27 protein-coding genes and 1 pseudogene are annotated in these 22,300 nt (G+C 60.6%); 7 read left to right on the top strand and 21 right to left on the bottom strand.

Annotated elements, in window-relative coordinates; translation table 11 throughout:
* Positions 1-85 precede the first annotated feature (85 nt).
* Complete coding sequence (locus tag A7J50_RS09600) at positions 86-700, bottom strand: DUF5666 domain-containing protein (RefSeq protein ID WP_064454889.1); 615 nt, start codon at positions 698-700, stop codon at positions 86-88.
* A gap of 178 nt (positions 701-878) precedes the next feature.
* Here A7J50_RS09600 and A7J50_RS09595 point away from each other — a divergent pair, with 178 nt between their 5' ends.
* A complete protein-coding gene (locus A7J50_RS09595; RefSeq protein WP_082895853.1) occupies positions 879-2,075 on the top strand; it encodes an MFS transporter in 1,197 nt (398 codons plus the stop codon).
* A gap of 6 nt (positions 2,076-2,081) precedes the next feature.
* Here the strand turns inward: A7J50_RS09595 and A7J50_RS09590 are convergent, their stop codons facing one another.
* The 3 genes from A7J50_RS09590 to A7J50_RS09580 all read right to left on the bottom strand — a co-directional run bounded on the left by A7J50_RS09590 (position 2,082) and on the right by A7J50_RS09580 (position 3,942).
* Complete coding sequence (locus A7J50_RS09590) at positions 2,082-2,486, bottom strand: type II toxin-antitoxin system HicB family antitoxin (protein WP_064451580.1); 405 nt, start codon at positions 2,484-2,486, stop codon at positions 2,082-2,084.
* Between the two features lie 11 nt (positions 2,487-2,497).
* Entirely contained in the window at positions 2,498-2,686 is a 189-nt protein-coding gene (locus tag A7J50_RS09585; RefSeq protein ID WP_064451579.1) for a type II toxin-antitoxin system HicA family toxin, read from the bottom strand.
* A gap of 134 nt (positions 2,687-2,820) precedes the next feature.
* Positions 2,821-3,942: a cytochrome P450 gene (locus tag A7J50_RS09580; RefSeq protein ID WP_064451578.1), complete on the bottom strand. Its 1,122-nt coding sequence runs from the start codon at positions 3,940-3,942 to the stop codon at positions 2,821-2,823.
* 75 nt (positions 3,943-4,017) lie between these two features.
* Between A7J50_RS09580 and A7J50_RS09575 the strand changes: the two genes are divergently transcribed.
* Positions 4,018-4,713, top strand: a complete 696-nt coding sequence (locus A7J50_RS09575) for an ArsR/SmtB family transcription factor (RefSeq protein WP_064451577.1) — start codon at positions 4,018-4,020, stop codon at positions 4,711-4,713.
* 79 nt (positions 4,714-4,792) lie between these two features.
* Here the strand turns inward: A7J50_RS09575 and A7J50_RS31895 are convergent.
* From A7J50_RS31895 to ccmA, 12 genes and pseudogenes are all read right to left on the bottom strand, one after another.
* Positions 4,793-4,879: pseudogene (locus tag A7J50_RS31895) on the bottom strand (phosphonate metabolism protein PhnP); the annotation flags it as partial.
* Positions 4,864-5,442: a phosphonate metabolism protein/1,5-bisphosphokinase (PRPP-forming) PhnN gene (gene phnN, locus A7J50_RS09570; protein ID WP_064454888.1), complete on the bottom strand. Its 579-nt coding sequence runs from the start codon at positions 5,440-5,442 to the stop codon at positions 4,864-4,866. The pseudogene A7J50_RS31895 and the gene phnN, both read right to left, overlap by 16 nt.
* A 433-nt stretch (positions 5,443-5,875) precedes the next feature.
* Positions 5,876-6,271 carry a hypothetical protein gene (locus tag A7J50_RS09565; RefSeq protein ID WP_064451576.1) on the bottom strand — a complete coding sequence of 132 codons (396 nt, stop codon included), beginning with the start codon at positions 6,269-6,271 and terminating at the stop codon, positions 5,876-5,878.
* A 15-nt stretch (positions 6,272-6,286) separates the two neighbouring features.
* A complete protein-coding gene (gene ccmI / locus A7J50_RS09560) occupies positions 6,287-7,471 on the bottom strand; it encodes a c-type cytochrome biogenesis protein CcmI (protein ID WP_064451575.1) in 1,185 nt (394 codons plus the stop codon).
* A complete protein-coding gene (locus tag A7J50_RS09555) occupies positions 7,464-7,937 on the bottom strand; it encodes a cytochrome c-type biogenesis protein (protein ID WP_064451574.1) in 474 nt (157 codons plus the stop codon). Before A7J50_RS09555 ends, ccmI begins: the two co-directional genes overlap by 8 nt.
* On the bottom strand, positions 7,934-8,470 hold the full coding sequence (locus A7J50_RS09550) for a DsbE family thiol:disulfide interchange protein (protein ID WP_064451573.1): 537 nt from the start codon (positions 8,468-8,470) through the stop codon (positions 7,934-7,936). Before A7J50_RS09550 ends, A7J50_RS09555 begins: the two co-directional genes overlap by 4 nt.
* Positions 8,467-10,455: a heme lyase CcmF/NrfE family subunit gene (locus A7J50_RS09545; RefSeq protein WP_064451572.1), complete on the bottom strand. Its 1,989-nt coding sequence runs from the start codon at positions 10,453-10,455 to the stop codon at positions 8,467-8,469. The genes A7J50_RS09550 and A7J50_RS09545 overlap by 4 nt, the downstream gene beginning before the upstream one ends.
* Before the next feature lie 3 nt (positions 10,456-10,458).
* On the bottom strand, positions 10,459-10,926 hold the full coding sequence (gene ccmE / locus A7J50_RS09540; RefSeq protein WP_064451571.1) for a cytochrome c maturation protein CcmE: 468 nt from the start codon (positions 10,924-10,926) through the stop codon (positions 10,459-10,461).
* Positions 10,923-11,099: a heme exporter protein CcmD gene (ccmD, locus tag A7J50_RS09535; protein WP_003172771.1), complete on the bottom strand. Its 177-nt coding sequence runs from the start codon at positions 11,097-11,099 to the stop codon at positions 10,923-10,925. The genes ccmE and ccmD overlap by 4 nt, the downstream gene beginning before the upstream one ends.
* Positions 11,096-11,851 (bottom strand): heme ABC transporter permease, encoded by a 756-nt coding sequence (locus tag A7J50_RS09530; RefSeq protein WP_064451570.1) that lies wholly within the window; start codon positions 11,849-11,851, stop codon positions 11,096-11,098. The genes ccmD and A7J50_RS09530 overlap by 4 nt, the downstream gene beginning before the upstream one ends.
* A gap of 81 nt (positions 11,852-11,932) precedes the next feature.
* Positions 11,933-12,601, bottom strand: coding sequence for a heme exporter protein CcmB (gene ccmB, locus A7J50_RS09525; RefSeq protein WP_064451569.1), 669 nt, complete (start codon positions 12,599-12,601; stop codon positions 11,933-11,935).
* Positions 12,598-13,233, bottom strand: coding sequence for a cytochrome c biogenesis heme-transporting ATPase CcmA (gene ccmA, locus A7J50_RS09520; RefSeq protein ID WP_064451568.1), 636 nt, complete (start codon positions 13,231-13,233; stop codon positions 12,598-12,600). The genes ccmB and ccmA overlap by 4 nt, the downstream gene beginning before the upstream one ends.
* A gap of 200 nt (positions 13,234-13,433) precedes the next feature.
* Here ccmA and A7J50_RS09515 point away from each other — a divergent pair, with 200 nt between their 5' ends.
* Both A7J50_RS09515 and A7J50_RS09510 read left to right on the top strand, forming a co-directional pair.
* A complete protein-coding gene (locus A7J50_RS09515; protein WP_064451567.1) occupies positions 13,434-15,011 on the top strand; it encodes a flagellar hook-length control protein FliK in 1,578 nt (525 codons plus the stop codon).
* The gene (locus tag A7J50_RS09510) at positions 15,008-15,337 is read left to right on the top strand and encodes an EscU/YscU/HrcU family type III secretion system export apparatus switch protein (protein WP_064451566.1); all 330 of its coding nucleotides are present in this window, start codon (positions 15,008-15,010) and stop codon (positions 15,335-15,337) included. Before A7J50_RS09515 ends, A7J50_RS09510 begins: the two co-directional genes overlap by 4 nt.
* 131 nt (positions 15,338-15,468) lie before the next feature.
* Here the strand turns inward: A7J50_RS09510 and glp are convergent, their stop codons facing one another.
* On the bottom strand, positions 15,469-16,686 hold the full coding sequence (gene glp, locus A7J50_RS09505) for a gephyrin-like molybdotransferase Glp (RefSeq protein WP_064451565.1): 1,218 nt from the start codon (positions 16,684-16,686) through the stop codon (positions 15,469-15,471).
* Positions 16,679-17,218 carry a molybdenum cofactor biosynthesis protein B gene (gene moaB, locus A7J50_RS09500; protein WP_056857153.1) on the bottom strand — a complete coding sequence of 180 codons (540 nt, stop codon included), beginning with the start codon at positions 17,216-17,218 and terminating at the stop codon, positions 16,679-16,681. The genes glp and moaB overlap by 8 nt, the downstream gene beginning before the upstream one ends.
* A 76-nt stretch (positions 17,219-17,294) precedes the next feature.
* Here moaB and mobA point away from each other — a divergent pair, with 76 nt between their 5' ends.
* Positions 17,295-17,897, top strand: a complete 603-nt coding sequence (gene mobA / locus A7J50_RS09495; protein WP_064451564.1) for a molybdenum cofactor guanylyltransferase MobA — start codon at positions 17,295-17,297, stop codon at positions 17,895-17,897.
* Between the two features lie 79 nt (positions 17,898-17,976).
* Positions 17,977-18,198 carry a YgdI/YgdR family lipoprotein gene (locus A7J50_RS09490; RefSeq protein WP_017136187.1) on the top strand — a complete coding sequence of 74 codons (222 nt, stop codon included), beginning with the start codon at positions 17,977-17,979 and terminating at the stop codon, positions 18,196-18,198.
* Between the two features lie 55 nt (positions 18,199-18,253).
* On the opposite strand, the gene A7J50_RS09485 is transcribed toward A7J50_RS09490, so the two are convergent.
* The 3 genes from A7J50_RS09485 to A7J50_RS09475 all read right to left on the bottom strand — a co-directional run bounded on the left by A7J50_RS09485 (position 18,254) and on the right by A7J50_RS09475 (position 20,600).
* A complete protein-coding gene (locus A7J50_RS09485) occupies positions 18,254-19,144 on the bottom strand; it encodes a pseudouridine synthase (protein ID WP_064454887.1) in 891 nt (296 codons plus the stop codon).
* Positions 19,145-19,216: 72 nt separating this feature from the next.
* Positions 19,217-19,552, bottom strand: a complete 336-nt coding sequence (locus A7J50_RS09480) for a hypothetical protein (RefSeq protein WP_016978478.1) — start codon at positions 19,550-19,552, stop codon at positions 19,217-19,219.
* A 136-nt stretch (positions 19,553-19,688) separates the two neighbouring features.
* Positions 19,689-20,600 carry a LysR family transcriptional regulator gene (locus A7J50_RS09475; RefSeq protein WP_064451563.1) on the bottom strand — a complete coding sequence of 304 codons (912 nt, stop codon included), beginning with the start codon at positions 20,598-20,600 and terminating at the stop codon, positions 19,689-19,691.
* A 362-nt stretch (positions 20,601-20,962) separates the two neighbouring features.
* Between A7J50_RS09475 and lysA the strand changes: the two genes are divergently transcribed.
* Positions 20,963-22,285, top strand: coding sequence for a diaminopimelate decarboxylase (lysA, locus tag A7J50_RS09470; RefSeq protein ID WP_064451562.1), 1,323 nt, complete (start codon positions 20,963-20,965; stop codon positions 22,283-22,285).
* Positions 22,286-22,300 lie beyond the last annotated feature (15 nt).

Here is a 22,300-nt window from a genome sequence, read left to right as displayed (position 1 = left end):
GCGGTGGTTCAGTCAATTGATTCGGTGACTGACACTCCGCCTTCGCGAGCAAGCCCGCTCCCACATTGGGCTCTCTGCCAGCCAGTTACATCGGCGGCGTCACGCCATCCTTGCCGGCAGAAATCGCCTGGGCGGTGATCGTCCCATCCGCCGCTTGCGCCGCAAACAACACCACCTTCACTCCCGGTTTAAGCAAGCTGCGATCCCCCGGCTCCAGGTTGACGATCGGCACATCATCCGGCACCACAATCTTCTGCTCGCCGCCTTTGTATTTTACGGTCAGGGTGCGCCCATGGCTGACCACCAGGTCACCGACGGTGCCGTTGGTCATGCTGCTGCCTTCTTTCAAGTCAAACGCGCGGTGCCCGTCGCCCGTGCCGGCCATGGCCGGTGGAAATACGTGAACTTCCAGGGCCGTGAGGGTGCCGTCGGCGTTGGGCATGGCAGCGGAACCGATGTAGCTGCCGGGCTTGATCTCATCGATCTTGGCCAGGGTGACGGCGCGTACCTGGGTGGCCTTGGTCAGGTGCACGGTGACGTCCTCACCGCTGCTGACCTTGACGTGCATCGCGTCGCCGTCCATCGCGGTGATGGCGCCGCGCACACCGACACGTGGGGCCTCAGCGGCATTGGCCAAGCCAATCGCCATGGCCGCGGCGAGGGTTGAAGCCATGAGCATCTTGTTCAACGTGATCTTAATGAACGTGGATTTCCTGTTTCGGCAGTTGTGGCTGAATGTATCATTGGCGTTCGACCCGAAAGTTAACGTTTCAGTCATTAATTTCCGGCATGAGTGATATCACTGCCAGCGCTCTACTCCGGCCGCGGCGATGTCTTTACTCTCGCACGCCTTCTTCCTTCGCTTTAACGAGAACGCCATGAACGCTACCCCACCCGCTGCGAGCACCATGACCCGAGGCATGGTGATGTTGTTTGCGTTCTGTTGCGGCGCCATTGTGGCCAACATCTACTATGCCCAACCGATCATCGAATTGATTGCGCCGGACATCGGCCTGACCCCGGCGATGGCCAGCCTGATTGTGTCGCTGACGCAAATCGGCTACGCGCTTGGCCTGTTCTTCCTGGTGCCGCTGGGCGACCTGCTGGAAAACCGCAAGCTGATGATTGCCACCACCGTGCTGGCCATCGCCAGCCTGTTGGGCGCAGCGTTTACCGAGCAACCGAATCTGTTCCTGCTGGTGTCACTGCTGATCGGTTTCAGTTCCGTCTCGGTGCAAATTCTGATTCCGCTGGCCGCGCACCTGGCGCCTGCCGAGTCCCGTGGCCGTGTGGTCGGCAGCATCATGGGCGGGCTGCTGCTCGGTATCCTGCTGGCACGGCCGGTGTCCAGCGTCGTGGCCGACCATTTCGGCTGGCGTGCGATGTTCATGGCTGCAGCCGCGTTGATGGCGTTTATCAGCGTGGTCCTGTTGCTGACCATCCCCAAACGTCAACCCGACCACAGTGCCAGCTACGGCCAACTGCTGCGCTCACTCGGCACCCTGCTGCGCCAGCAACCGGTATTGCGCCAACGGGCGTTTTATCAGGGCTGCATGTTCGCCACGTTCAGCCTGTTCTGGACGGCTGCCCCGTTGGAACTGGCGCGTAATCACGGCCTGAGCCAAAGCGAGATCGCGCTGTTTGCCCTGGTCGGTGCCCTGGGCGCTATTGCCGCCCCCATCGCCGGGCGCCTCGCCGACGCCGGCCACACGCACCGCGCCTCGCTGCTGGCCATGCTGTTTGCTGCGTTGAGCTTCCTGCCAGCCTTGGTGCACCCGCTGTACAGCGTGATTGGCCTGGCGGTGACCGGTGTGGTCCTGGACTTCTGCGTGCAGATGAACATGGTCCTCGGCCAGCGCGCCATCTACGCCCTCGACGCCAACAGCCGTAGCCGCCTGAACGCGCTGTACATGACCAGCATCTTCATCGGCGGCGCGTTTGGCTCGGCGATTGCCAGCAGCGTGTATGAACACGGCGGCTGGTTGGGCGTGATGCTGGTGGGCAGTGCGTTCCCACTGGTGGCGTTGTTGCGGTTTTTGAGTACCTCGCGGCAGACCGCAGTCGCGACCGCCTGAGTATTCCTAAGAACGCACCAACTTCTCCAACGCCGCATCCGCCAGAAATGACGAGCGGCTTTTGACCTTGTGCTCGCGCACATAGCGGTCGATGCGCTGAATGACATAACCGGGCAAGGTCACATTGACCTTCTCGGTCTTGCCCAGATAGGGCGAGATGTCCAACTCCAGCATGCCCCAGCCCATCCCCGCGTAGTCTTCGTGGGCATGATGATGGGCCACTGAGGTTGGCATCGGAATCACGCCCCCCTCTGCCGCGATCTCTTGCAGCATGATGTGCGCGACTTCCACAGCGGCGTTGTACGCCTCTTCAAAACTGTCCCCGGCGGTGACAGCACCTGGAATATCGGGGATCTGAATACCGGTGGCGGTGAAGTCATCGCCCCATTCGATACAGATTGGGTATTGCATGAGTGCTCTCCTTAAAACTGAAACAGCCCGGCGCGCTTCCTGATACTTCTGACCGTGCCCAACGGCAGGTCCTTCTTGGGGTGCGGCACCGGGATCGTGTACGGGCTATAGCGGTGAGTGAAAATGTGATGACTGCCCGTGACCCTATCCAGCACCCAGCCCGCCTCTTGCAGCGCCTTGATCAATAACCTGCTTTGCACCCCAGCCTTCTTGGCTCGGCCTGAATAAAAGTAACCCTAGAGTTATCTTTACTCAAGCACAGATTGCGTAAGTCTGACTGGCGGTTGTTTTACGGGATATTGAACCCATGTGGTTTTACCCCTGTGTAGAAAGGTTACTGGCTTAGCGCCGCCGCGTGAAACCTGGGGATACGGCCGTTAAGTGACGGCCAGTAGCTGAACCGGCCAGCGCCGGCCAGCAAGCCAGGCTGACGATGCAACAAGGCCGATACGGCCTGCGAGGCAATGCTCAGCGCGAGGCGTTGGCCAGGGCACTGATGGCGCCCCGAACCAAAACTGAAGAGGCGCCGGTGCGCGCGCTCAAGCTCAAAGCTGTCGGGATTCGGGTTTGCCTCAACGTCCCGATTGGCACACGCCAACAGCACCAAAATGCTATCCCCCGCTGCAAGGACACGGTTGCCAATCGTGCAGTCCTCGGCGACGAATCGTCGTGTGTTTTGCACCGGCGAGTCGTAGCGGGCGACCTCCTCCACCAGTGACAGTGCGAGGGCTGGCGTGTGCAGAATCCGATCCACCAGATCAGGCCGCCGAGCGAGCATGACCAGCGAATTACCGATCAAGCCGGCGGTGGCTTCGCAGGTCTGCGACAGCAGCCCGATCAGGTTGGCAGTCAATACATCAGCGTCTTGCCAATCGCCGCTACGCAGGTGGGCCAGCAGCGCTGTTTCTTCCAGCAGGTCACTGAACATCTGCCGCAGCCGAGACGCGCCGGCATCCGCTTTAAGCAATTGGGGTTCACTGCTCAGCGGTGAAAGGCAGGCGACGAAGTCCCGCGTGAGCCCGGCGACAGACGCCAACTGCTGCGCCTGAAACCCCAACAGCGCCGCAACCACCGAGACAGGTAAGCTGAACATCAGGGTGTCGAGGTTACCCATGCTGTCGATGAGCTGCCCGACCACGTCTGCGATGGGTTGCGCGCCCACACCCGCCAGCGCAGGTTCAACCGCCGCTCTCGGGCATCGATGAGCCTGCCCCTCGTTCATACGCATTAATCGCGCAAAAACCTGGCCTGCCGCACCTTGTGCAAGGCTCTTGGGCACCGGCTCGTTAAGCGGGCGCACGCGACAGTCGGGGTGCGCCAGCACCGCCTCGACCGTGCTGGCGCGGCTGGCGATCCATAGGCCAAGATCGGCATCGAACATCAATTCAGGGTTACGCCGAAGGCCTGCGTAATACGGATAGGGATCAACATGGGTGGCAGCTTGCAACGGTGTCATCCGGGACGTCCTGTACTCAAAGAAAGCGTTACTATCAGCCCTCCCACACGGCAATGATTCGCTCAGGAACGAACTATGCACGCCCATGACGATGACGCGGCGCTCTCACACGTCGCAGGTGCGATTGCGGAACCTGCGCGGACAAAAATGCTCTGCGCGCTGATGGATGGCCATGCGCGCACCAGCACCGAGATGGCGGCGATTGCCGGGGTCAGCACCTCCACCGCCAGCGCCCACCTGGCCAGGCTCAAGCACGATGGCTTGCTCACGCTGCACAGCCAGGGACGCCATCGCTATTACAGCCTGGCCGGCCCCCATGTAGCCCAGGCTATCGAGGGCTTGATGGTGATCAGCCGCACGACCACCACGGCGTTCGTCTCGACCACGCCCAGTCGTTTACAGTTCGCACGTACCTGTTACGACCACATGGCGGGCACACTGGCCGTGCAACTGCATGACCACTTCATCGCGTCCCGTTGGCTGGTTGGCGACGGCACCTACCAGCTCACTGCGCTCGGCGAAACAGCGATGATAGAACTCGGGGTTGATACCGCCGCACTGCGCGCACAGCGCCGGCGCTTTGCCTGTGCCTGCCTGGACTGGAGCATGCGCCGCCCACACCTGGCCGGTGCGTTGGGCGCAGCATTTTTGCAGTGCGTTATCCGCCGTGAATGGGTGACCCAGGACCTGGACAGTCGGGCGCTGGGGTTGACGGCCAAGGGGCGCAAGGCCTTCACCGCCCGATTTGGAATAAAGACCTGCGAACAATAAAGCGCCCACAGGCTATGCGGTGTTCAAACAATTCGGCCATCCCCTGCCACCGTCACATGCCACGGCAACTCGCGCCGAAGCGCCGCCCTTCGCCTTCCAGCAGATAACCCAAGGTCAGCGTTGAGTGTTGCAACGGCAACGCGCTGACGCTCAGTTCACCAAACCGCTCGAGTGCCCGTGGTCGAGACAGCACAGCAGACGCTCGACCGTGTGCTCCAGCGGGCCGGAGTTATCCAGCACGAACAACCCCGCGCCATGACCGGCAATCAGCTCGGCGGTGAACCGCGCGTTGCGCGCCAAACGTTCTTCGATGTCCGTCAGGGACTCACGCCCGCGCGCGACCAGGCGCTGGCGCAGTACGGCCTGATCAACCGTCAACAGCAATACCAGCACCGTCGGGTAGCGCTCGCGGGTTTGCGCCAGGTGCGCGCGCGAGCCATTGACCAGCACGTCGTCCCCTGCCGCCAGCCACTCGTCGATGCCTTTGGGAATGCCATAGGACAACCCATTGGCTTGCCAACTGAGGGCAAAGGCGCCCTCGGCCTGCATCGCGGCAAACTGCTCCGGGCTGACGCCCTGCGCCGCTTCGCCCACAGCTTCCGCCGAGCGTGTAATCACCCGGCGCACAATCCGACAACCGCGCTCGCCCAGCCGTGGGCGTGCGGCATCCAGCAGGCTGTCCTTGCCCGAACCCGATGGCCCGATGAGATAGATCAACCTGCCTGCCATCAACATCCTCTCTTTGCTTGTCGCCAGACTTGTTGCATGCGGGACTGAGCTCTATTTCGTTGACGGGGAATTAAGAATACAGATAACAAACTCTGGGGAGTTTCGCGACTTTTCCTACGATCTCTGTGGTGTGCAGTTGGTGGATCAAGCGCTGAATCGGGAGTATCCCGTGGCTTGATGGCAAGCCAGCTCCCACAGTGAGTGGGTGTACATCAGGGAATATCTTGCACGAGGGTGGAGCAGGCCTAAATGTCAGATCAGAAGAAGATCAAAACGGTGGGAGCGGGCTTGCTCGCGAAGGCGGTGGGTCAGTGATTGATAGGCTGGCTGACACTGCGCTTTCGCGAGCAAGCCCGCTCCCACATTTGATCTCCGGTGTTTGGATAAATACATTTCAAGGCCATAAAAAAGGCGACCCGAAGGTCGCCTTTTGTCATTGCGCGTATTGCTTGCTCAACCCCGGCGGCACGCCGTGCACGTCGGTCTCTTCCCACGGGCCGTTCGGGCTGATGGCGCGGCTCCAGCCGTTGCTCCAGCGGTAGTAGGTGCGCTGGCGGTAGAAGGTGTCGGGCTGTTCGTCCAGCACATACACCTGCATCGTGCCGTCCCAGTGGCTGGCGGCGCCCGGTGGCGGGGCGAAGGTCGGCGATTTGCTCGGCAGCGGCTTCGGCGGTGGCGTTACCGGGCCGGAAGGTTTGGTGCTTGGTTGAGTCGACGGGCCCGACGGTGGGATGGTCGGGCCGGTGGGCGCGGGAGGTGGCCGGTGGACCGCACAAGCGCTCAAGCCGAGTACCAGGCTGAGCAGGGTGATACGTGCAAGAGCGGTCATAGGCGTTTCCTCGATTTACTTGTCCGGACTGTCGATGGTCAGCGTCTGCAAGGCAGTGGTGCTGCTGGCCAAGGGTTGGCTGCGGCCGATCCATTCGCCAGTGGTCGGTTGACCGGCCCGGGATATGCGCGCAACCAGTTGGACTTCGGGGAAGTTCGACAGTTTCAACTGCGGCATCATCGCGTCAGCATCGCCCAGTTCGACAGTGACCGGCAGTTCGGCAACGGTGACGCGCTTGGCGGCCAACGGCGCCGGCGGACCGTTTACGGCACGGGCGAAGATGAACACGCTATCGGTTGGCAAGGCTTTGGCCTTCACCTCGGCAGACAGGTCCACACGCACTTTCATCACGGTTTTTTGCGCAACGGTACCGCCGCTTTCCTTGAGCTTCTCCGCCGCGCGGTCGATGCCGCCTTGCAGGGCGACACGTGAATTATCTGCCGGTGGCAATTGCGCCAACAGGCGGTTCCAGTAGTCGATTGCCTCTTGGTAGCGCTGACCTTCAAAGGCGGCAATGCCAAGCAAACCAAGGCTGGTAACTTCCTTCGGGTCCAGCTTCAAGGCTTCATCAGTCAACGCCTGCACCTTGGGCGACCATTGCTTGTTGTCGGCAAAGTACTGCGCCTGGGCCCACTGGCCGAGCAGTTCCGGCTGACGACCGGCCAACGCCACGGTGCGTTCGAAGACTTTCGCCGCATCGGCCGAGCGGTCCTGAGCCATATAGGCGCGGCCGAGGAAGTACAGGCCTTCCGGCGAGTCCGGCTGGGCAGCGGCGGCACGCTCCAGACGCTGGGTCATGTCTTGCATGGACACCGGCGGCTGGGAGAATTCGCGGGTCAGTTCGACCTTGTCGCTTGCCCCGTAATGCAGGTACAGCGCAACGCCCAGCACCGGCACCAGGAAAGCCGCCAGAAACGGCAGCGGTTTGCCCAGGCGCGATTCGCGGGGCTTTTCTACGCCTTCGGTGTCGGCCAGCAGCTCGCGGGCCGCTTCGGCGCGGCCGGTGTCGAGTTGCACGGCATTCAGCACGCCTTCGTCCTGCTGCACTTGCAGCTCGGCGACGCGTTCCTGGTAGAGCGCCACGTTCAGCGCGGTGCGATCCTCTTCACGCTGGGCGCGGCGGCCGCGCAATACAGGGATTAACAGGAAACTCAGGGCAATCAGGAGCAGCAACCCTGCTGCGAGCCAAAAATCAATCATCAGTCTTGGTGTCCAGCAATTGGTCGAGGCGCTTGCGCTCTTCGGGGGATAGTGCGTCGGACCCATCGGTGGGTGCGGCGCGACGACGGCGGACAATCACGGCCATGACCACCACGCCGGCCAGCAACAGCCCGGCGGGGCCGAACCAGAGCAGTGCGGTCTTGCCGTTGAGGGCCGGTTTGTAGCGCACGAAATCACCGTAGCGGTCGACCATGAAGTCGATGATCTGCTGGTTGTCCTTGCCCTCGCCCAGCATGCGGAAGATCTCTTTGCGCAAGTCGGCGGCGATGGGCGCGTTGGAGTCGGCGATGTCCTGGTTCTGACACTTGGGGCAGCGCAGTTCCTTGGTCAGTTCGCGAAACCGCTCGCGGTCACCGTCCTTGGCGAATTCGTAGGTGTCGATGGCGGCGTGGGCCACGCCGGCCAATCCCAGCGCCAGCACCGCAGCAGCTAACAGACGCTTCATGGCTGGGCCTCATCGACCAGCGCCTGGTACTTGGCGGCCAATTGCTCGCGCCAGACCACTTCATCGATCACGCCGACGTATTTGTCGCGGATCACGCCCTTGGCATCGATAAAGAAGGTTTCCGGGGCGCCATATACGCCAAGGTTCAAACCGAGGTTGCCGTCTTCATCGCGAATGTCCAATTGATAAGGGTTGTGGAACTCCGCCAGCCACTTCAAGGCCGCCGCATTGTCGTCCTTGTAGTTGATGCCGTAGATCACCACGCCCTTCTCGGCCAATTTGTTCAGCACCGGGTGTTCGACGCGGCACGAGATGCACCAGGTCGCCCACACGTTGACCAGCGCCGGTTTGCCCAACAGGTCGGCCTGGGTCAGGGTCTTGTCACCCTGCACGGTCTTCAGGCTGAACGCCGGGAAGGGCTTGCCGATCATCGCCGAGGGCAACTCGGCCGGGTCCAGGTACAGCCCGCGATACAGGAACACTGCCACCACCAAAAAGGCCGCCAGCGGTAACACCATCAACCAACGCTTCATGCCGCCGCTCCTGAAAGGCCGAGGGCTTCGCGCACCCGGCTCTTGACCTTGACCCGATAACGCCGGTCCAGCGCGGCCAGCAAACCACCAAAACCGGTGAGCAAACCGCCGAACCAGATCCAGCGCACGAACGGTTTGACGTGCACACGCACCGCCCAGGCGCCGTCGCCCAGCGGTTCACCCAGCGCCACATAGAGGTCGCGGGTGAAACCGGCGTCGATCCCGGCTTCGGTCATCATTGAGCTCTGCACGGTGTACAGACGTTTTTCCGGATGCAACACGGCCACTTCCTTGCCGTTGCGCACTACACGGATGGTGCCTTTGTCGGAGGTAAAGTTAGGGCCTTCGAAGTGCTTGGCGCCTTCGAAGATGAAGTGGTAGCCGGCCAGGTCCATGGACTCGCCGGGTGCCAGGCGCAGGTCGCGCTCGGCGCTGTTCTGGCTGGAGAGCACCACGCCCAGAGCGCACACGGCAATGCCGATGTGGGCGATTTGCATGCCCCAATAGCTGCGGGTCAAGGTTGGCAAGCCTTTGATCAGGCCTTTGTGACGGGTCTTGTCGACAATATCGCGCACGCCGGCCAGTAACACCCAGGCGGCGAGCAGGAAGGTGGCGAGCACCGCCCAGTTGAAATCGCCGTAAGCGAACCCGGCGATCACCGCCAGGGCCACGCTGCCCAACAGCACTGGCATCAGCATGCCGGCCAGCCATTTCACCGGGGTGTCTTTCCAGCGCACCAGCATGCCGACCGCCATGACCACCATCAACAGGCCCATCAATGGAATAAACAGCGCGTTGAAATACGGCGGGCCAACGGACAACTTGGCGCCGCTCAAGGCATCCAGCACCAGCGGGTAAAGGGTGCCAAGCAGAATCATCGACGCGGCCACCACCAGCACCAGGTTATTGCCCAGCAGCAGGGTCTCCCGCGACCACAGGTTGAAACCGACCTGGCTCTTGACCACCGGCGCGCGCAGGGCGAACAGGGTAAGTGAGCCGCCGACTACAAACAGCAGGAAGATCAGGATGAATACGCCGCGCTCAGGGTCGGACGCAAACGCATGCACCGACGTCAGCACGCCCGAACGCACGAGGAAGGTGCCGAGCAGGCTGAGGGAAAACGCCGCGATGGCCAGCAACACGGTCCAGCTCTTGAACACGCCGCGCTTTTCGGTGACGGCCAGCGAGTGAATCAGCGCCGTACCGACCAGCCATGGCATGAACGAGGCGTTTTCCACCGGGTCCCAGAACCACCAGCCGCCCCAGCCGAGTTCGTAATAGGCCCACCATGACCCCAAGGTGATACCAATACCGAGGAAGGCCCAGGCGACGATGGTCCACGGCCGCGACCAGCGCGCCCAAGCGGCATCGAGGCGCCCGCCGAGCAAGGCGGCGATGGCGAAGGCGAAGGCCACCGAGAAACCGACGTAACCCATGTAGAGCATCGGCGGGTGCACGATCAGGCCGATGTCCTGCAGCAGCGGGTTGAGATCATGCCCGTCTACCGGGATCTGCGGCAGGATGCGGCTGAACGGGTTGGAGGTCATGATCAGGAACAGCAGGAAGCCGATGCTGATCATGCCCATCACCGCCAACACCCGCGCCAGCATGACTTGTGGCAATTGGCGCGAGAACACCGACACGGCGAAGGTCCAGCCACCGAGGATCAACGCCCACAGCAGCAACGAGCCTTCGTGGGCGCCCCACACGGCGCTGAACTTGTAGTACCAAGGCAGCGCGCTGTTGGAGTTATTGGCCACATAGGCGACGGAAAAGTCGTCGGTCATAAAAGCGTAGGTCAGGCAACCGAACGCGAACACCAGGAAGGCAAACTGGCCCCAGGCGGCCGGCTGGGCCAGGCTCATCCACAGGCGGTCGCCGCGCCAGGCACCGAGCAACGGCACCACGGCCTGGACGACGGCAAAGCACAGGGCGAGGATCATCGCCAACTGACCCAGCTCCGGAATAAACAGTGCAGATGTCATGGCTTAACCCTCCTTGGCAGGCTGTGAAGTTGCGCCTGGGGCGGATTGGCCGCTGTCTTTGAGCGCCTTGGTAACTTCCGGCGGCATGTATTTCTCATCGTGCTTGGCCAGCACTTCATCGGCGACGACTACGCCCTCAGCGTTGAGCTTGCCCAGGGCGACGATGCCCTGGCCCTCGCGGAACAGGTCCGGGAGGATGCCGCGATAGGTAATGGTGACGGCCTTGTTGAAGTCGGTGACCACGAAGGTCACGTCCAGAGAATCGCCGGAACGCTTCAGCGAGCCCTTCTCTACCATGCCGCCGGCGCGAATGCGCGTGTCCTGCGGGGCTTCGCCATTGGCGATCTGGGTTGGGGTGTAGAACAGGTTGATGTTCTCCCGCAGGGCGCTCATCGCCAGGCCCACGGCAATACTCACGCCGGCCAGGATGGCAAGGATGATCAACAGACGCTTTCTACGCAGCGGATTCACTTTTCGGTCTCCCGGCGCAGACGACGCGCCTCTTGTTGCAGGTAACGCTTGCGGGCCAGGATCGGCGCGGCGACGTTAAGGGCCAGCACCGCCAGGCAGATGCCATAGGCCGTCCAGACATACAGGCCATGATGGCCCATGGCGAGAAAATCACTGAAAGAAGCAAAACTCATCCACGCGCTCCCAGGCAGGTTTGCACTTCGGCCTTGACCCAACTGGCGCGGGCTTCACGCTTGAGCACCTCGAGGCGCATGCGCATCAGCAGCACGGCGCCGAAGAAGCAGTAGAACCCCAGCACCATCAGCAGCAGCGGCGCCCACATTTCCACGGGCATTGCCGGTTTTTCGGTGAGGGTGAAGGTGGCGCCCTGGTGCAGGGTGTTCCACCACTCCACCGAGTACTTGATGATCGGGATGTTGATCACGCCGACGATGGCCAGTACCGCACAGGCCTTGGCGGCGCTGTCACGGTTACTGATGGCGTTGCCCAGGGCAATCAGGCCGAAGTACAGGAACAGCAGGATCAGCATCGACGTGAGACGCGCATCCCACACCCACCATGAACCCCAGGTCGGTTTGCCCCAGATCGCGCCGGTGACCAGCGCCACGGCAGTCATCCATGCGCCGATGGGGGCGGCGCATTGCAGGGCCACGTCGGCCAGCTTCATCTTCCACACAAGGCCGACGACGCCGCACACGGCCAGCATCACGTAACAGGACTGGGCCAGCATCGCGGCCGGCACGTGGATATAGATGATGCGAAAGCTGTTGCCTTGCTGGTAATCCGGCGGCGCGAAGGCCAGCCCCCAGACCAGGCCGATGCCGATCAGCAACAGGGCTGCGATGCTCAACCACGGCAGCAGCTTGCCGCTGATGCCGTAAAACCATTTGGGCGAGCCGAGCTTGTGAAACCAGGTCCAGTTCATTGCTGTTTCCATCACGGTTGTTTCTCGTCTTTGCGAGAAACTCAGGGTCTTTACTGGTTAATAACGCTTAACCAGACCTCATTATTCGCCGACGCTGATCTTCAGGCCAGCCGCTATAGCAAAGGGTGTCAGGGTTACCGCCAGGGCGGTCAGGCTGCCAAGCCACAAGAGGTAACCCGTCGCCGGCATGCCCATGAGCGCGGCTTGCAAAGCACCGCTGCCCAGGATCAACACCGGGATATACAAAGGCAGAATCAGCAGGGCCAGTAACAGGCCGCCCCGCTTCAAACCGACGGTCAACGCTGCGCCCACCGCCCCCAACAGGCTGAGCACCGGCGTACCGAGTAACAAGGAACACAGCAACACCGGCAGGCATTCGACGGGCAAGCCCAACATCATCGCCAGCAGCGGCGAGAGCAAGACTAGCGCCAAGCCGGAAAAAGCCCAGTGTGCCAGTACCTTTGCCAGTACCAGAAGTGGCAAAGGGTGCGACGAAAGGACCCACTGTTCCAGGGAACCGTCTTCGAAATCACTGCGAAACAGCCCATCCAGCGAGAGCAGGACGGACAAAAGCGCTGCCACCCACACCAGCCCCGGGGACAAGGTTTGCAACAGTTTAGTATCGGGGCCGACCGCCAACGGGAACAACGCGATGACAATAGCGAAGAACACCAGCGGATTGGCCAATTCAGCCGGGCGACGGCACAGCAATCGTGCTTCACGGGCGACCAACAGGGCAAACACACTCATAGCGACCACCGGCCCAAGTCCAGGTCACGGTAACCGGCAGGCACGTGCGTCAGACTGTGGTGAGTCGTGAGGACCACCAACCCACCCTGCTCGCAGTGCCGGGCCAGGTGTGCTTCGAGTTGAGCCACGCCTTGTTTGTCGAGGGCGGTGAACGGTTCGTCGAGAATCCACAGCGGCGGGCCGGGCAGATACAAACGGGCCAGGGCCACGCGGCGTTGCTGCCCGGCGGACAACGTATGACAGGGCACGTCTTCGAAACCCTTGAGGCCGACCGCCGCCAGGGCTTGCCAGATGGCGTCGCGGGACGCCGGATGATGCAGGGCACTGAGCCAACTGAGGTTTTCTTCGGGCGTGAGCACATCCTTGATCCCGGCGGCGTGGCCGATCCAGATAAGGTTGCGGGCGAGTTCGGTGCGTTGTTCGTTGAGCGGCTTGCCGTTGAGTCGCACCTCACCTGCCGTCGGCTGCATCAACCCGGCCAGCAAGCGCAGCAAACTGGTTTTGCCGCTGCCGTTCGGGCCGCTGATTTGCACCATGTCGCCGCCCGCCAGACGCAGTTCGAGGTGTTCGAACAGCATCCGCAGGTCGCGTTCACAGGCAAGCGCTACGGCTTCAAGAAGAGGGCTGGTCAAGAGATCGCGGGCCTTTACGGTTCAAGTCGGCGGTGCAGCGGCCGTTATAGAGAGATGCACAATAACGGCTTTGGCGACCGATTTTAGAGAGCTGGATCAAATAGTTGTGAGGTTTTTACCGCTCTCTTTGCAGACGGGCGGCATTATACATGTGATGCCCTACTCTAAAGAGGGCAATTTCCCCAGAGACGACGCGCACGATGACCGGTGAGATCAACCTTCCTACGCTGCCTCCTGCCCCGGCCACCGGGCCAGCCCCGCTGCCCCCTACCGGTGAGTTGCTCAAACTGCTGGAGCCGCAGACCGGCTTGATCGACCCTGGGAAAACTGTAAACGCCGAGGTGATTGCGCTTAAACAAGGCGGCGACGCGTTTCAACTGTTGCTCAAGTTGACCCTCGAAGGCGGCCGCCAGACCCTGGTGCAAGCCAGCAGCGCGCAACCATTGCCGCTGGGCAGCAACGTGGCGGTGAGCCAGACGCCGACAGGCAACCTGACCATTACCTTGCAGCAAGCCTTGAGTGCCAATGTGGCCGCCCTCACCCGTATCGACACCACGCAAATGCCGGAAGGCACGCTGTTGCAGGCCAAGGTGCTGACCACCCAGATGCTGCCGCAGGGCGCGACGCAACCGGCGATCTATCGCTCGCTGGTGACAGTGCTCAATAACGCCCTCGCCGGGACGACGCTGACCCTGGAAAGCCCGCAGCCACTAAGGGTCGGCAGTTTACTCAGCGCCGTGGTGCAGAATGCGCAAACCTTGAATTTCGTGCCGTTAAGCGGGCTTAAGGATCAATTGGCCGTCGCGCAACAGCTCTCGACCCAGCAAAGCCGCCAGGGTTCGCTGGACGTGGTCTTTACTGCCTTGCAAAACTTGCCCGCTGATGACAGCACCTCCACCGACCTGCGCGCCGCCGCCGCGCGTTTGCTGGCGGCCCTGCCAGACCTGGCACAAGTCAGCAATCCCAAGGTCCTGGCGCAATTGGTCCAGAACAGCGGCGCGTTTCTTGAAGCCAAGTTGTTGGTCGGGCAAAACCCGCAAATTCCCCCGCTGGACATGAAAGGCGCACTGCTGCGCCTGGTCGCCGAGCTGGTGCCGGCCCTGCCCACCGGCACCAACCTCAACGCCATCCTCGCCGCCAATACCCTGGCCCAGGTGCTGCCGAACTTCGTGCGCAACCCGCTGAGTACGCTCGGCCAGATCAGCGCCCGGCAAGCACCCGCTGGGTTTCCGCTGCCGGATCGGTTGATGCAGCGCCTGGAAGGCGAAAGCGACCTGGAAAACCTGCTGCGCCTGGCAGCCGGGGCGATTTCACGCTTGCAGAGCCACCAGCTGTCGAGCCTGGAGCAGACCGGCACCACGGCCGACGGCCGGCTGCAGACCACCTGGCAGTTGGAAATCCCCATGCGCACCTTGCAGGACATCGTGCCATTGCAGGTCAAGTTCCAGCGCGAAGAACCCACGCCGGACAAGGACCAGCCCGAGCGCAAAGACAAAAAAGACCCCAAGCAGATGCTCTGGCGCGTCGAGCTGGCGTTCGACATGGAGCCGCTCGGGCCGCTGCAGGTTCAGGCGCAACTGACACAGGGCAAACTGTCCAGCCAGTTGTGGGCGACTCGGCCCTTTACCGCCAGTTTGATCGAAAGCCACTTGGGCAACTTACGCGAGCGCCTGGTGACCTCGGGTCTCAATGTCGGCGACCTGGATTGCCACCTCGGCACCCCGCCACGCGGGCCACGCACCGGACTGGAGCAACGCTGGGTGGATGAAACCGCATGAAAAACTCAACCCCACCGCGCCAGGCGATTGCCCTCAAGTATGACGGCCAGCAAGCACCGACCCTGACAGCCAAGGGCGACGATGCCCTGGCCGAAGCCATTTTGAAGTTGGCGCGGGAAAATGAAGTGCCGATCTATGAGAACGCGGAGCTGGTGAAGCTGCTGGCGCGCATGGAATTGGGGGACAGTATCCCGGAGGAGTTGTACCGCACGGTGGCGGAGATCATTGCGTTTGCCTGGACGTTGAAAGGCAAGTTCCCGGTGGGGTATGACCCGAATGCCGAGCCGGTGGAGCGGGATGTGACGGAGCGTGGCGACGATTACTGAAAAGTCTCAGAGATACACAATCCAAAATGTGGGAGCTGGCTTGCCTGCGATAGCGGTACACCTGCTCCAGATAAGCAAGCTGACACATCGCCATCGCAGGCAAGCCAGCTCCCACATTTAGCTCTCTATTGTTAGTTCAGGACTTCACTCAGGGGGATGAAGTTGACTCGATCCCCCAATGCCAACGTCGTTCCCTCCAACACCTCCACAAACCCCTCGGCCCACGCCGCGCTGCGCAGCACGCCGGAACTCTGGTTGCGGTAGATGATTGCTTTGCCCTGCTCGATACGCCCGCGCAGATACTCGCGGCGATTGCCCGGCTTGGGCCAGGTGAAGCCCACCGGCACTTCGAAACGCAGCGGCGCCACGTCCTGCACACCTTGGCGGCGCAGCAGATAAGGGCGGGCCAGCAGCGCGAAGGTCACCAGAGTCGAGGCCGGGTTGCCCGGCAGGCCGATCACCGGCACGCCACGAAAATGGCCGAAGGTCAGCGGTTTTCCCGGTTTGATCGCCAGCTTCCACAAGGCCAGCTCACCCTCTTCGCGCAGGGCGATGCCGAGGAAGTCCGCCTCGCCCACCGACACGCCACCGGTCGACAGAATCAAGTCGACACTGCCCAAATCGGCCAGGCGTGTGCGGGTTTTTTCCAGATCATCCGGCAGAATCCCGGCATCGATCACTTCACAGCCCATCCGCGCAAGCCAGCTGCACAGCACACGGCGATTGCTGTTGTAGATTTGCCCCGGGCCCAGCGGCAAGCCCGGCTCGATCAGCTCGTCACCGGTGGACAGCACGGCCACGCGCACGCGGCGCACCACACTCAGGCGGTCATGGCCGAGGGACGCAGCCAGGCCCAGCTCGATCGGGCCGAGCCGGGTGCCGGCGGTTAATACACACTCGCCGACGGTGGTTTCCTGGCCTTGGGGGCGGATGTTCTGGTTGACCTGCAAGGGTTCGGAGAAGCCCACGCGTTCGTCGGCGTGGACCACGGCGTTTTCCTGCATCTCTACACAGTCCGCACCTTCGGGCACCGGGGCGCCGGTAAAGATGCGCGCGCAAGTGCCTTGCGCCAATGGCTGCGGCGCCTGGCCGGCGAAGATGCGCTGGCTGACGGGCAAGGGCTCGCCATTCCAGTCCGACAGCCGCAGGGCGTAGCCGTCCATGGCGCTGTTGGGCCAGGGCGGCAGATCGAGGGTGGAGATGAGGTCTTGCGCCAGCACACGGCCATCGCACTCGCCCAGAGGCAGCACGTCCTGCTCACGGATCGGCGCGGCTTCGGCCATGTCCAGCAGTTGGCGCAACGCGTCTTCCACCGGCAGCAAAGCGCCGGTTTTACCGGGCTTATCCACGGGATTCGCAGGGTTCGGCCTGCTTCAGGTGGGGAACGAAGTTGCACGGGCGATGGCGGTTATCCAGTTGCTCGGCAAGGATGCCATCCCAGCCCGTGCGCACCGCATTGGTCGATCCCGGCAGGCAACATACCAGCGTGCCATTGGCCAGGCCGGCCAGGGCGCGCGATTGCACGGTGGAGGTGCCGATATCGGCCACCGAGATCTGGCGGAACAGTTCGCCAAACCCATCGACTTGCTTGTCCAGCAGGCAGCTCACCGCTTCGGGCGTGCTGTCACGGCCGGTGAAGCCGGTGCCACCGGTGATCAGCACCACTTGCACCACGTCTTCGGCGATCCAGTGGGCGACTTGGGCGCGAATTTTGTAGAGGTCGTCCTTGAGCAGCACGCGCTCGGCCAGGTTGTGGCCGGCGGCGGTCAGGCGGTCGACGAAGACCTGGCCCGAGGTGTCGGTGTCCAGGGTGCGGGTGTCGCTGACGGTCAGTACAGCGATATTCAGGGGTACGAAGGGCGCATCAGCCTTGGCTTTCATGGCTCGGTCCGGTTGTCGAAGGAACAGCCCGATGTTATATCACAGGGCCCTATTTACCTGCCGCAGCGGAACCGCCATGTCTCTCGATTCTTCGCCCCTGCCCTGTTCGATTCTGCTGCTGGCCGGTGGCCGTGGCCAACGTATGGGCGGCCAGGACAAAGGCCTGTTGCAATGGCAGGGTCAGCCGCTGATCGCGCACTTGCAGCGCCTGACCCGGCCACTGACGGACGACCTGATTATCTCGTGCAACCGCAACCACGAGCGGTACGCGCCCTATGCCGACCAGTTGGTGAGCGACGACAACCCAGACTTCCCCGGCCCGCTGGCAGGCATCCGTGCAGGCTTGGCTGCCGCACATCATGAGCATGTGTTGATACTGCCATGTGACGTGCCGAATATAGACGTGGGACTACTCACTGACCTGCGTGAGACTGCTCGCCGCAATCCGCTGCTGCCGGTGATGGTGCGTCAGGGCGAATTCTGGGAACCCTTGATCTGCATCATCCCGACTTGCCTCCAAACCGAGGTAGAACGGGCATGGGACGCCGGTGAACGCAGCCCGCGCAAGATCCTCTTGCAACTGGGTGGCGTGGGCCTGGAATGCCAGGCGCAAGACCCGCGGCTGGCCAACCTGAACACACCGGAGCTGTTGCACCCAGGGTTCGGCGTGTCAGAATGAACCTCGCACAAGGAACTTTGTCGACGCCACGCGCGTCACAAGGTCAGCTGTTTAAAAGAATTCTTTTGGAGACACACTCATGACTCAACGGACCATCGCCGCTCTCATGCTTGCACTGGGCCTCGCCACTCTCGCCGGTTGCGCCTCGCCTACAGTGATCACCCTGAATGACGGTCGCGAAATCCAGGCCGTCGACACCCCTAAATATGACAAGGCTTCGGGCTTCTATGAGTTCGAACAACTTGACGGCAAGCAGACCCGCATCAACAAAGATCAGGTTCGCACCGTTAAAGACCTGTAAGTCTTAGGGTTTGCCAACAAGGCCCGCCTCGCGCGGGCCTTGTCGTTTCCGGGGGTTACCAGTCGAGACTGATCCGGCTGCGGAACTCGCGTTGTTCACCCGTGACCGGGTCGATAAACCGCACGCCCTGGGCCAGCAGCTTGAGTGGCTTGGCGTAGTCGTCTTCGGCGTCCTTGATCACGTCGGGGTAGAACGGGTCATTGCAGATACTCGCCCCCAGCGCGGTCATGTGCACGCGCAGCTGGTGCTTCTTGCCGGTCACGGGGAACAGGCCGTAGCGCCACAGGTCGCCATTTTTTTCGCGCACTTCCACCGCGGTTTCGGTGTTGCTGGCGCCCGGCCCTTCCTGCATGCGGAAGAACGGCTCGCCATCCACCAGGCGGCTTTTGTGCACCATGGGGAACGTCAGGTTCGGCAAGGCTGGGGCGATAGCTTCGTAGAATTTGTCGATGCGCCGCGTGGGAAATAGCTGTTGATACGTCGAACGGCTTTGCGGGTTGGCCGAGAACAGCACCAGCCCGGCCGTATGGCGGTCGATGCGATGCAAGGGAACAAGCGCGGGGTTATCCAGGCGACGAATCAGGCGGCGCAACAGGGTCTGCTCGACGTATTCGCCGGCAGGCGTTACCGGCAGAAAATGCGGCTTGTCGGCCACGACCAAATGTTCGTCGGCGTACAGGATGGTTTCCTTTACCGGGATCACCTTCTCATTCGGTACTTCACGGAAGTAATAAATGCACAGGCCTTCCTTGTAGGCCAGGCCGAGGCTGATCGGGTTGCCGTTGATGTCGAGCACACGGCCTCGGGCGATGCGGTCCAGCCAGTGTTCACGACTGATCGCCGGAAAATGCTCGCACAGGCAATCCAGCACGGTTGCCCAAGGGCCAGGTGGCAAATACAACGTGCTGGCTTGGTGCTGGGACGCGGAGAAACCGGATGTGGACATGACAATGCTCGAAGCCTGGAAAATCAGGCAGGCATTATCCCGCATGGAGCGGGATTGAGCCTAGGGCGGATCTCAGGCCTTTGCCAATTCGGCCCGCAGGATCGGCGAGGCACTGGCGGCGTCGGTAAACTCCTTGAGCCAGCGCAGCACGTCCACCGCTTCCCAACGGCCAGGATCGTAAAGCGCGTACAACAAGCCCTGGTAACCCACGACATCCAACTGCTTGTGGTAACCGGCGCGCTGGAACAAGGCCTCGATTTCGGCGAAGCAGGTATTGAAATGCACTTTGTTAAACGGCGTCTTGCCTTCCGTGACCAGGCCATCCAGGCGCAGCTCGTTCACCGCGTCGCGCACGACATCGGCGGACATGCGATTGACGCTGCTTTTCAGTTGTTCAACATTCACCACGGGCGTTCCCTCTACTCAATCACTGTACGGGCATACAGTAGCGTAATAATTGGAAACTCGCCATCGGTGACGGACATCTGTTTCACCGAGACTCAACCGTTGTGCGTCGGACGAATCCTCGACTCGAAAGGCTTTTTCAGAGATTTCCCAAGCGAGCGCTTATCTGCTGGCAATTGCTTCGTAGAACATCAACAAATTGCTCCACGGTAGACGATTCGGGGCGATGCAACGGCCGTACGACGCTTACACAGTAAGAAATTGAGTGGGAAAAGCGACGGATCTGCAAACCCCGGCCAACATAGTCGAGGGCTGTGAGCGGGTTCACGATGGCAACGCCGACTCCCAGGTTGACGGTCGCACACACAGCGCTCGCGTTATGCGTCTCTACCGCCAGGCGCCTTTCAATGCCTGACTGCTGAAAGATAGCGTCGGTTTTGATTCTGTAGGGATCATCCGCTGCAAGGTAAACAAAGTTTTGCCCCTCGAAGTCTTGTGGTGTGAGGACGGTTTTCGCATTCAACTCGTGATCAGACGGCAAGACACACACCACGTCGAGGTTTAAGAGTGTTTCGACGTAGGTTCCCGGAGGTGTTTCCAGGGTTTCAGTCAACCCCAGGTGATAACGCTGAGCAGTCAGCGACTCCTCGAGCGCGGGCGACTCCTGCGGCGTGATGTTAATGCTCACGCCCGGAAATTTACTGCAGAAATCCTGGCAGGCCTGCGGTAACAGAGCATTTGAGAAAGCCGGAATACACGTCAACGAAATTTGCCCTTGCCGAAAATGCCTGATGGCCTCGACGGCATTTTTCACACGGGCCAGCCCGACATAGCTGCGTTGAACTTCATCGAACAGCATCAGACCATGCTCGGTCGGGATCAACTTTGCACCCGCGCGCTTGAACAACGTCAACTGGGTCAGCGTTTCGAACCGGCTGAGCTCTCGGCTGATGGTGGGCTGCGAGGTATGCAGAAGTGCAGCGGCAGCTGTCGCACTGCCTGTGGTCATTACCGCCCAGAATACTTCTACATGGCGAAAACTGAAATCCATGGGCCAACCTCGCGATGAATGAAATAGGTCAGACCATATCAGAAATGAATAGCCAGCCACTAAATTGATATTTTTACTTTGTTTTTTTGCTGCGCATACTTTCCACGTATGCAAAACCCGCGATTCGAAACGGCTTTATTAAAAAGCCGGGAAGAAACAGTTCGCAGAGTTTACCGATATTAAGTCGCCGCACGAACGACCGAAATACCCAGCACTCTTCATCAACACGAGCACCTAAACCGCAATTGCTTGCGCTGAGAAGACCGTCAAATATCTACACAGTATAAGTCGGCTTTTATTCGATTCAGCCGATGACTACTTATACCTTTACTTAGCTGAAGCAATCAATTCAAGGAAGCAAGATGGACCATTTTAATTTTATCAACGGTCACTTACAGGTAGAACACGTTGATGTTCGTCAGATCGTCGAACAGCATGGAAGCCCGGTATATATCTATTCAGCACAGACACTGAAAAATCACTACGCTGTGCTGCAAGATGCTTTTTCCGCGCTCTCGCCGTTGATTTGCTTCTCCGTTAAAAGCTGCAGTAATCTCAGCATCCTTAAGCTCTTAGTCGATGAAGGATCTGGTCTTGATGTGGTAAGTGGCGGTGAGCTCTACCGGGCGCTGATGGCCGGAGTGACTGCGGATAAGATTGTGTTTGCCGGAGTCGGCAAGTCGCGTGAAGAAATTAGCTACGCTGTTGAAGCTGGCGTTTTGCTTTTTAATGTGGAGTCTGAAGCCGAGCTGCTGCGGCTGGATGAGATCGCCTCGACTGCCAGTAAGCGTATCAAGGTGACTATTCGTGTAAATCCGGATGTGGCCGATGCTGGCACCCATGAAAAAACCTCAACGGGCGGTCGCCAGACAAAATTTGGCATACCCATTGAAAGCGCCTATGAACTCTTCGCGCCAAAGCGTTACTCAAGTGTAGATGTCGTTGGGATCCACATTCACCTCGGATCGCCGATTCCATCGGTGCAGACCTATTTGTCTGCGATCGATAAGGTTGAGGACATGATTAACCGGCTTGAAGCGGTTGATTGCGCGGTCGAATTTGTCAACATTGGCGGAGGTTTTCCAGCCCCGTACGGAACAGAAAGTAATCCCGTGTGTTCATTGACTGAAACTGGCGCACTTATTTGTGCGCGTCTACACCCCCTGAAACAGCGCGGTATCCGTTTCATCATTGAACCGGGTCGTTCGATCAGTGCGAATGCCGGTATTTTACTGACCACCGTCGAATATATTAAACAAGGCTGGGATCGCAAGATCGTTATAGTCGATGCGGGCATGAACGTACTGCTGCGACCTACCCTATATGGTGCGAACCATGTCATCTGGCCAACCCATTTTGACAATTTTTCGGGCCATTGGACTACATTAACGCGGAGCGCTCAGTATTCCGGCGTCACCCGCCTGGAAGAGACCGATATTGTCGGACCCATTTGTGAAACAGGCGATTATTTTGCATTGGGCCGACTATTACCTGCGTTTGGCGATGGCAGTTTATTGGCGATTTTTTCATGTGGCGCCTATGGCATGAGCATGGCAAGCCAATATAACTCTCGTGGGCGACCACCCGAAGTGCTGGTTGAGGGAGCCCGTGCCAAGTTAGTTCGGACGCGTGAGTCCCATGAAGATTTAGTGGCTCACGAATTATGCGGTTTAGACAACGCTTAACACTGACGCTCTACG

It is taken from the genome of Pseudomonas antarctica (assembly GCF_001647715.1).
Taxonomy (GTDB): domain Bacteria; phylum Pseudomonadota; class Gammaproteobacteria; order Pseudomonadales; family Pseudomonadaceae; genus Aquipseudomonas; species Aquipseudomonas antarctica_A.
This window is presented reverse-complemented; position numbering and strand designations above follow the sequence as displayed.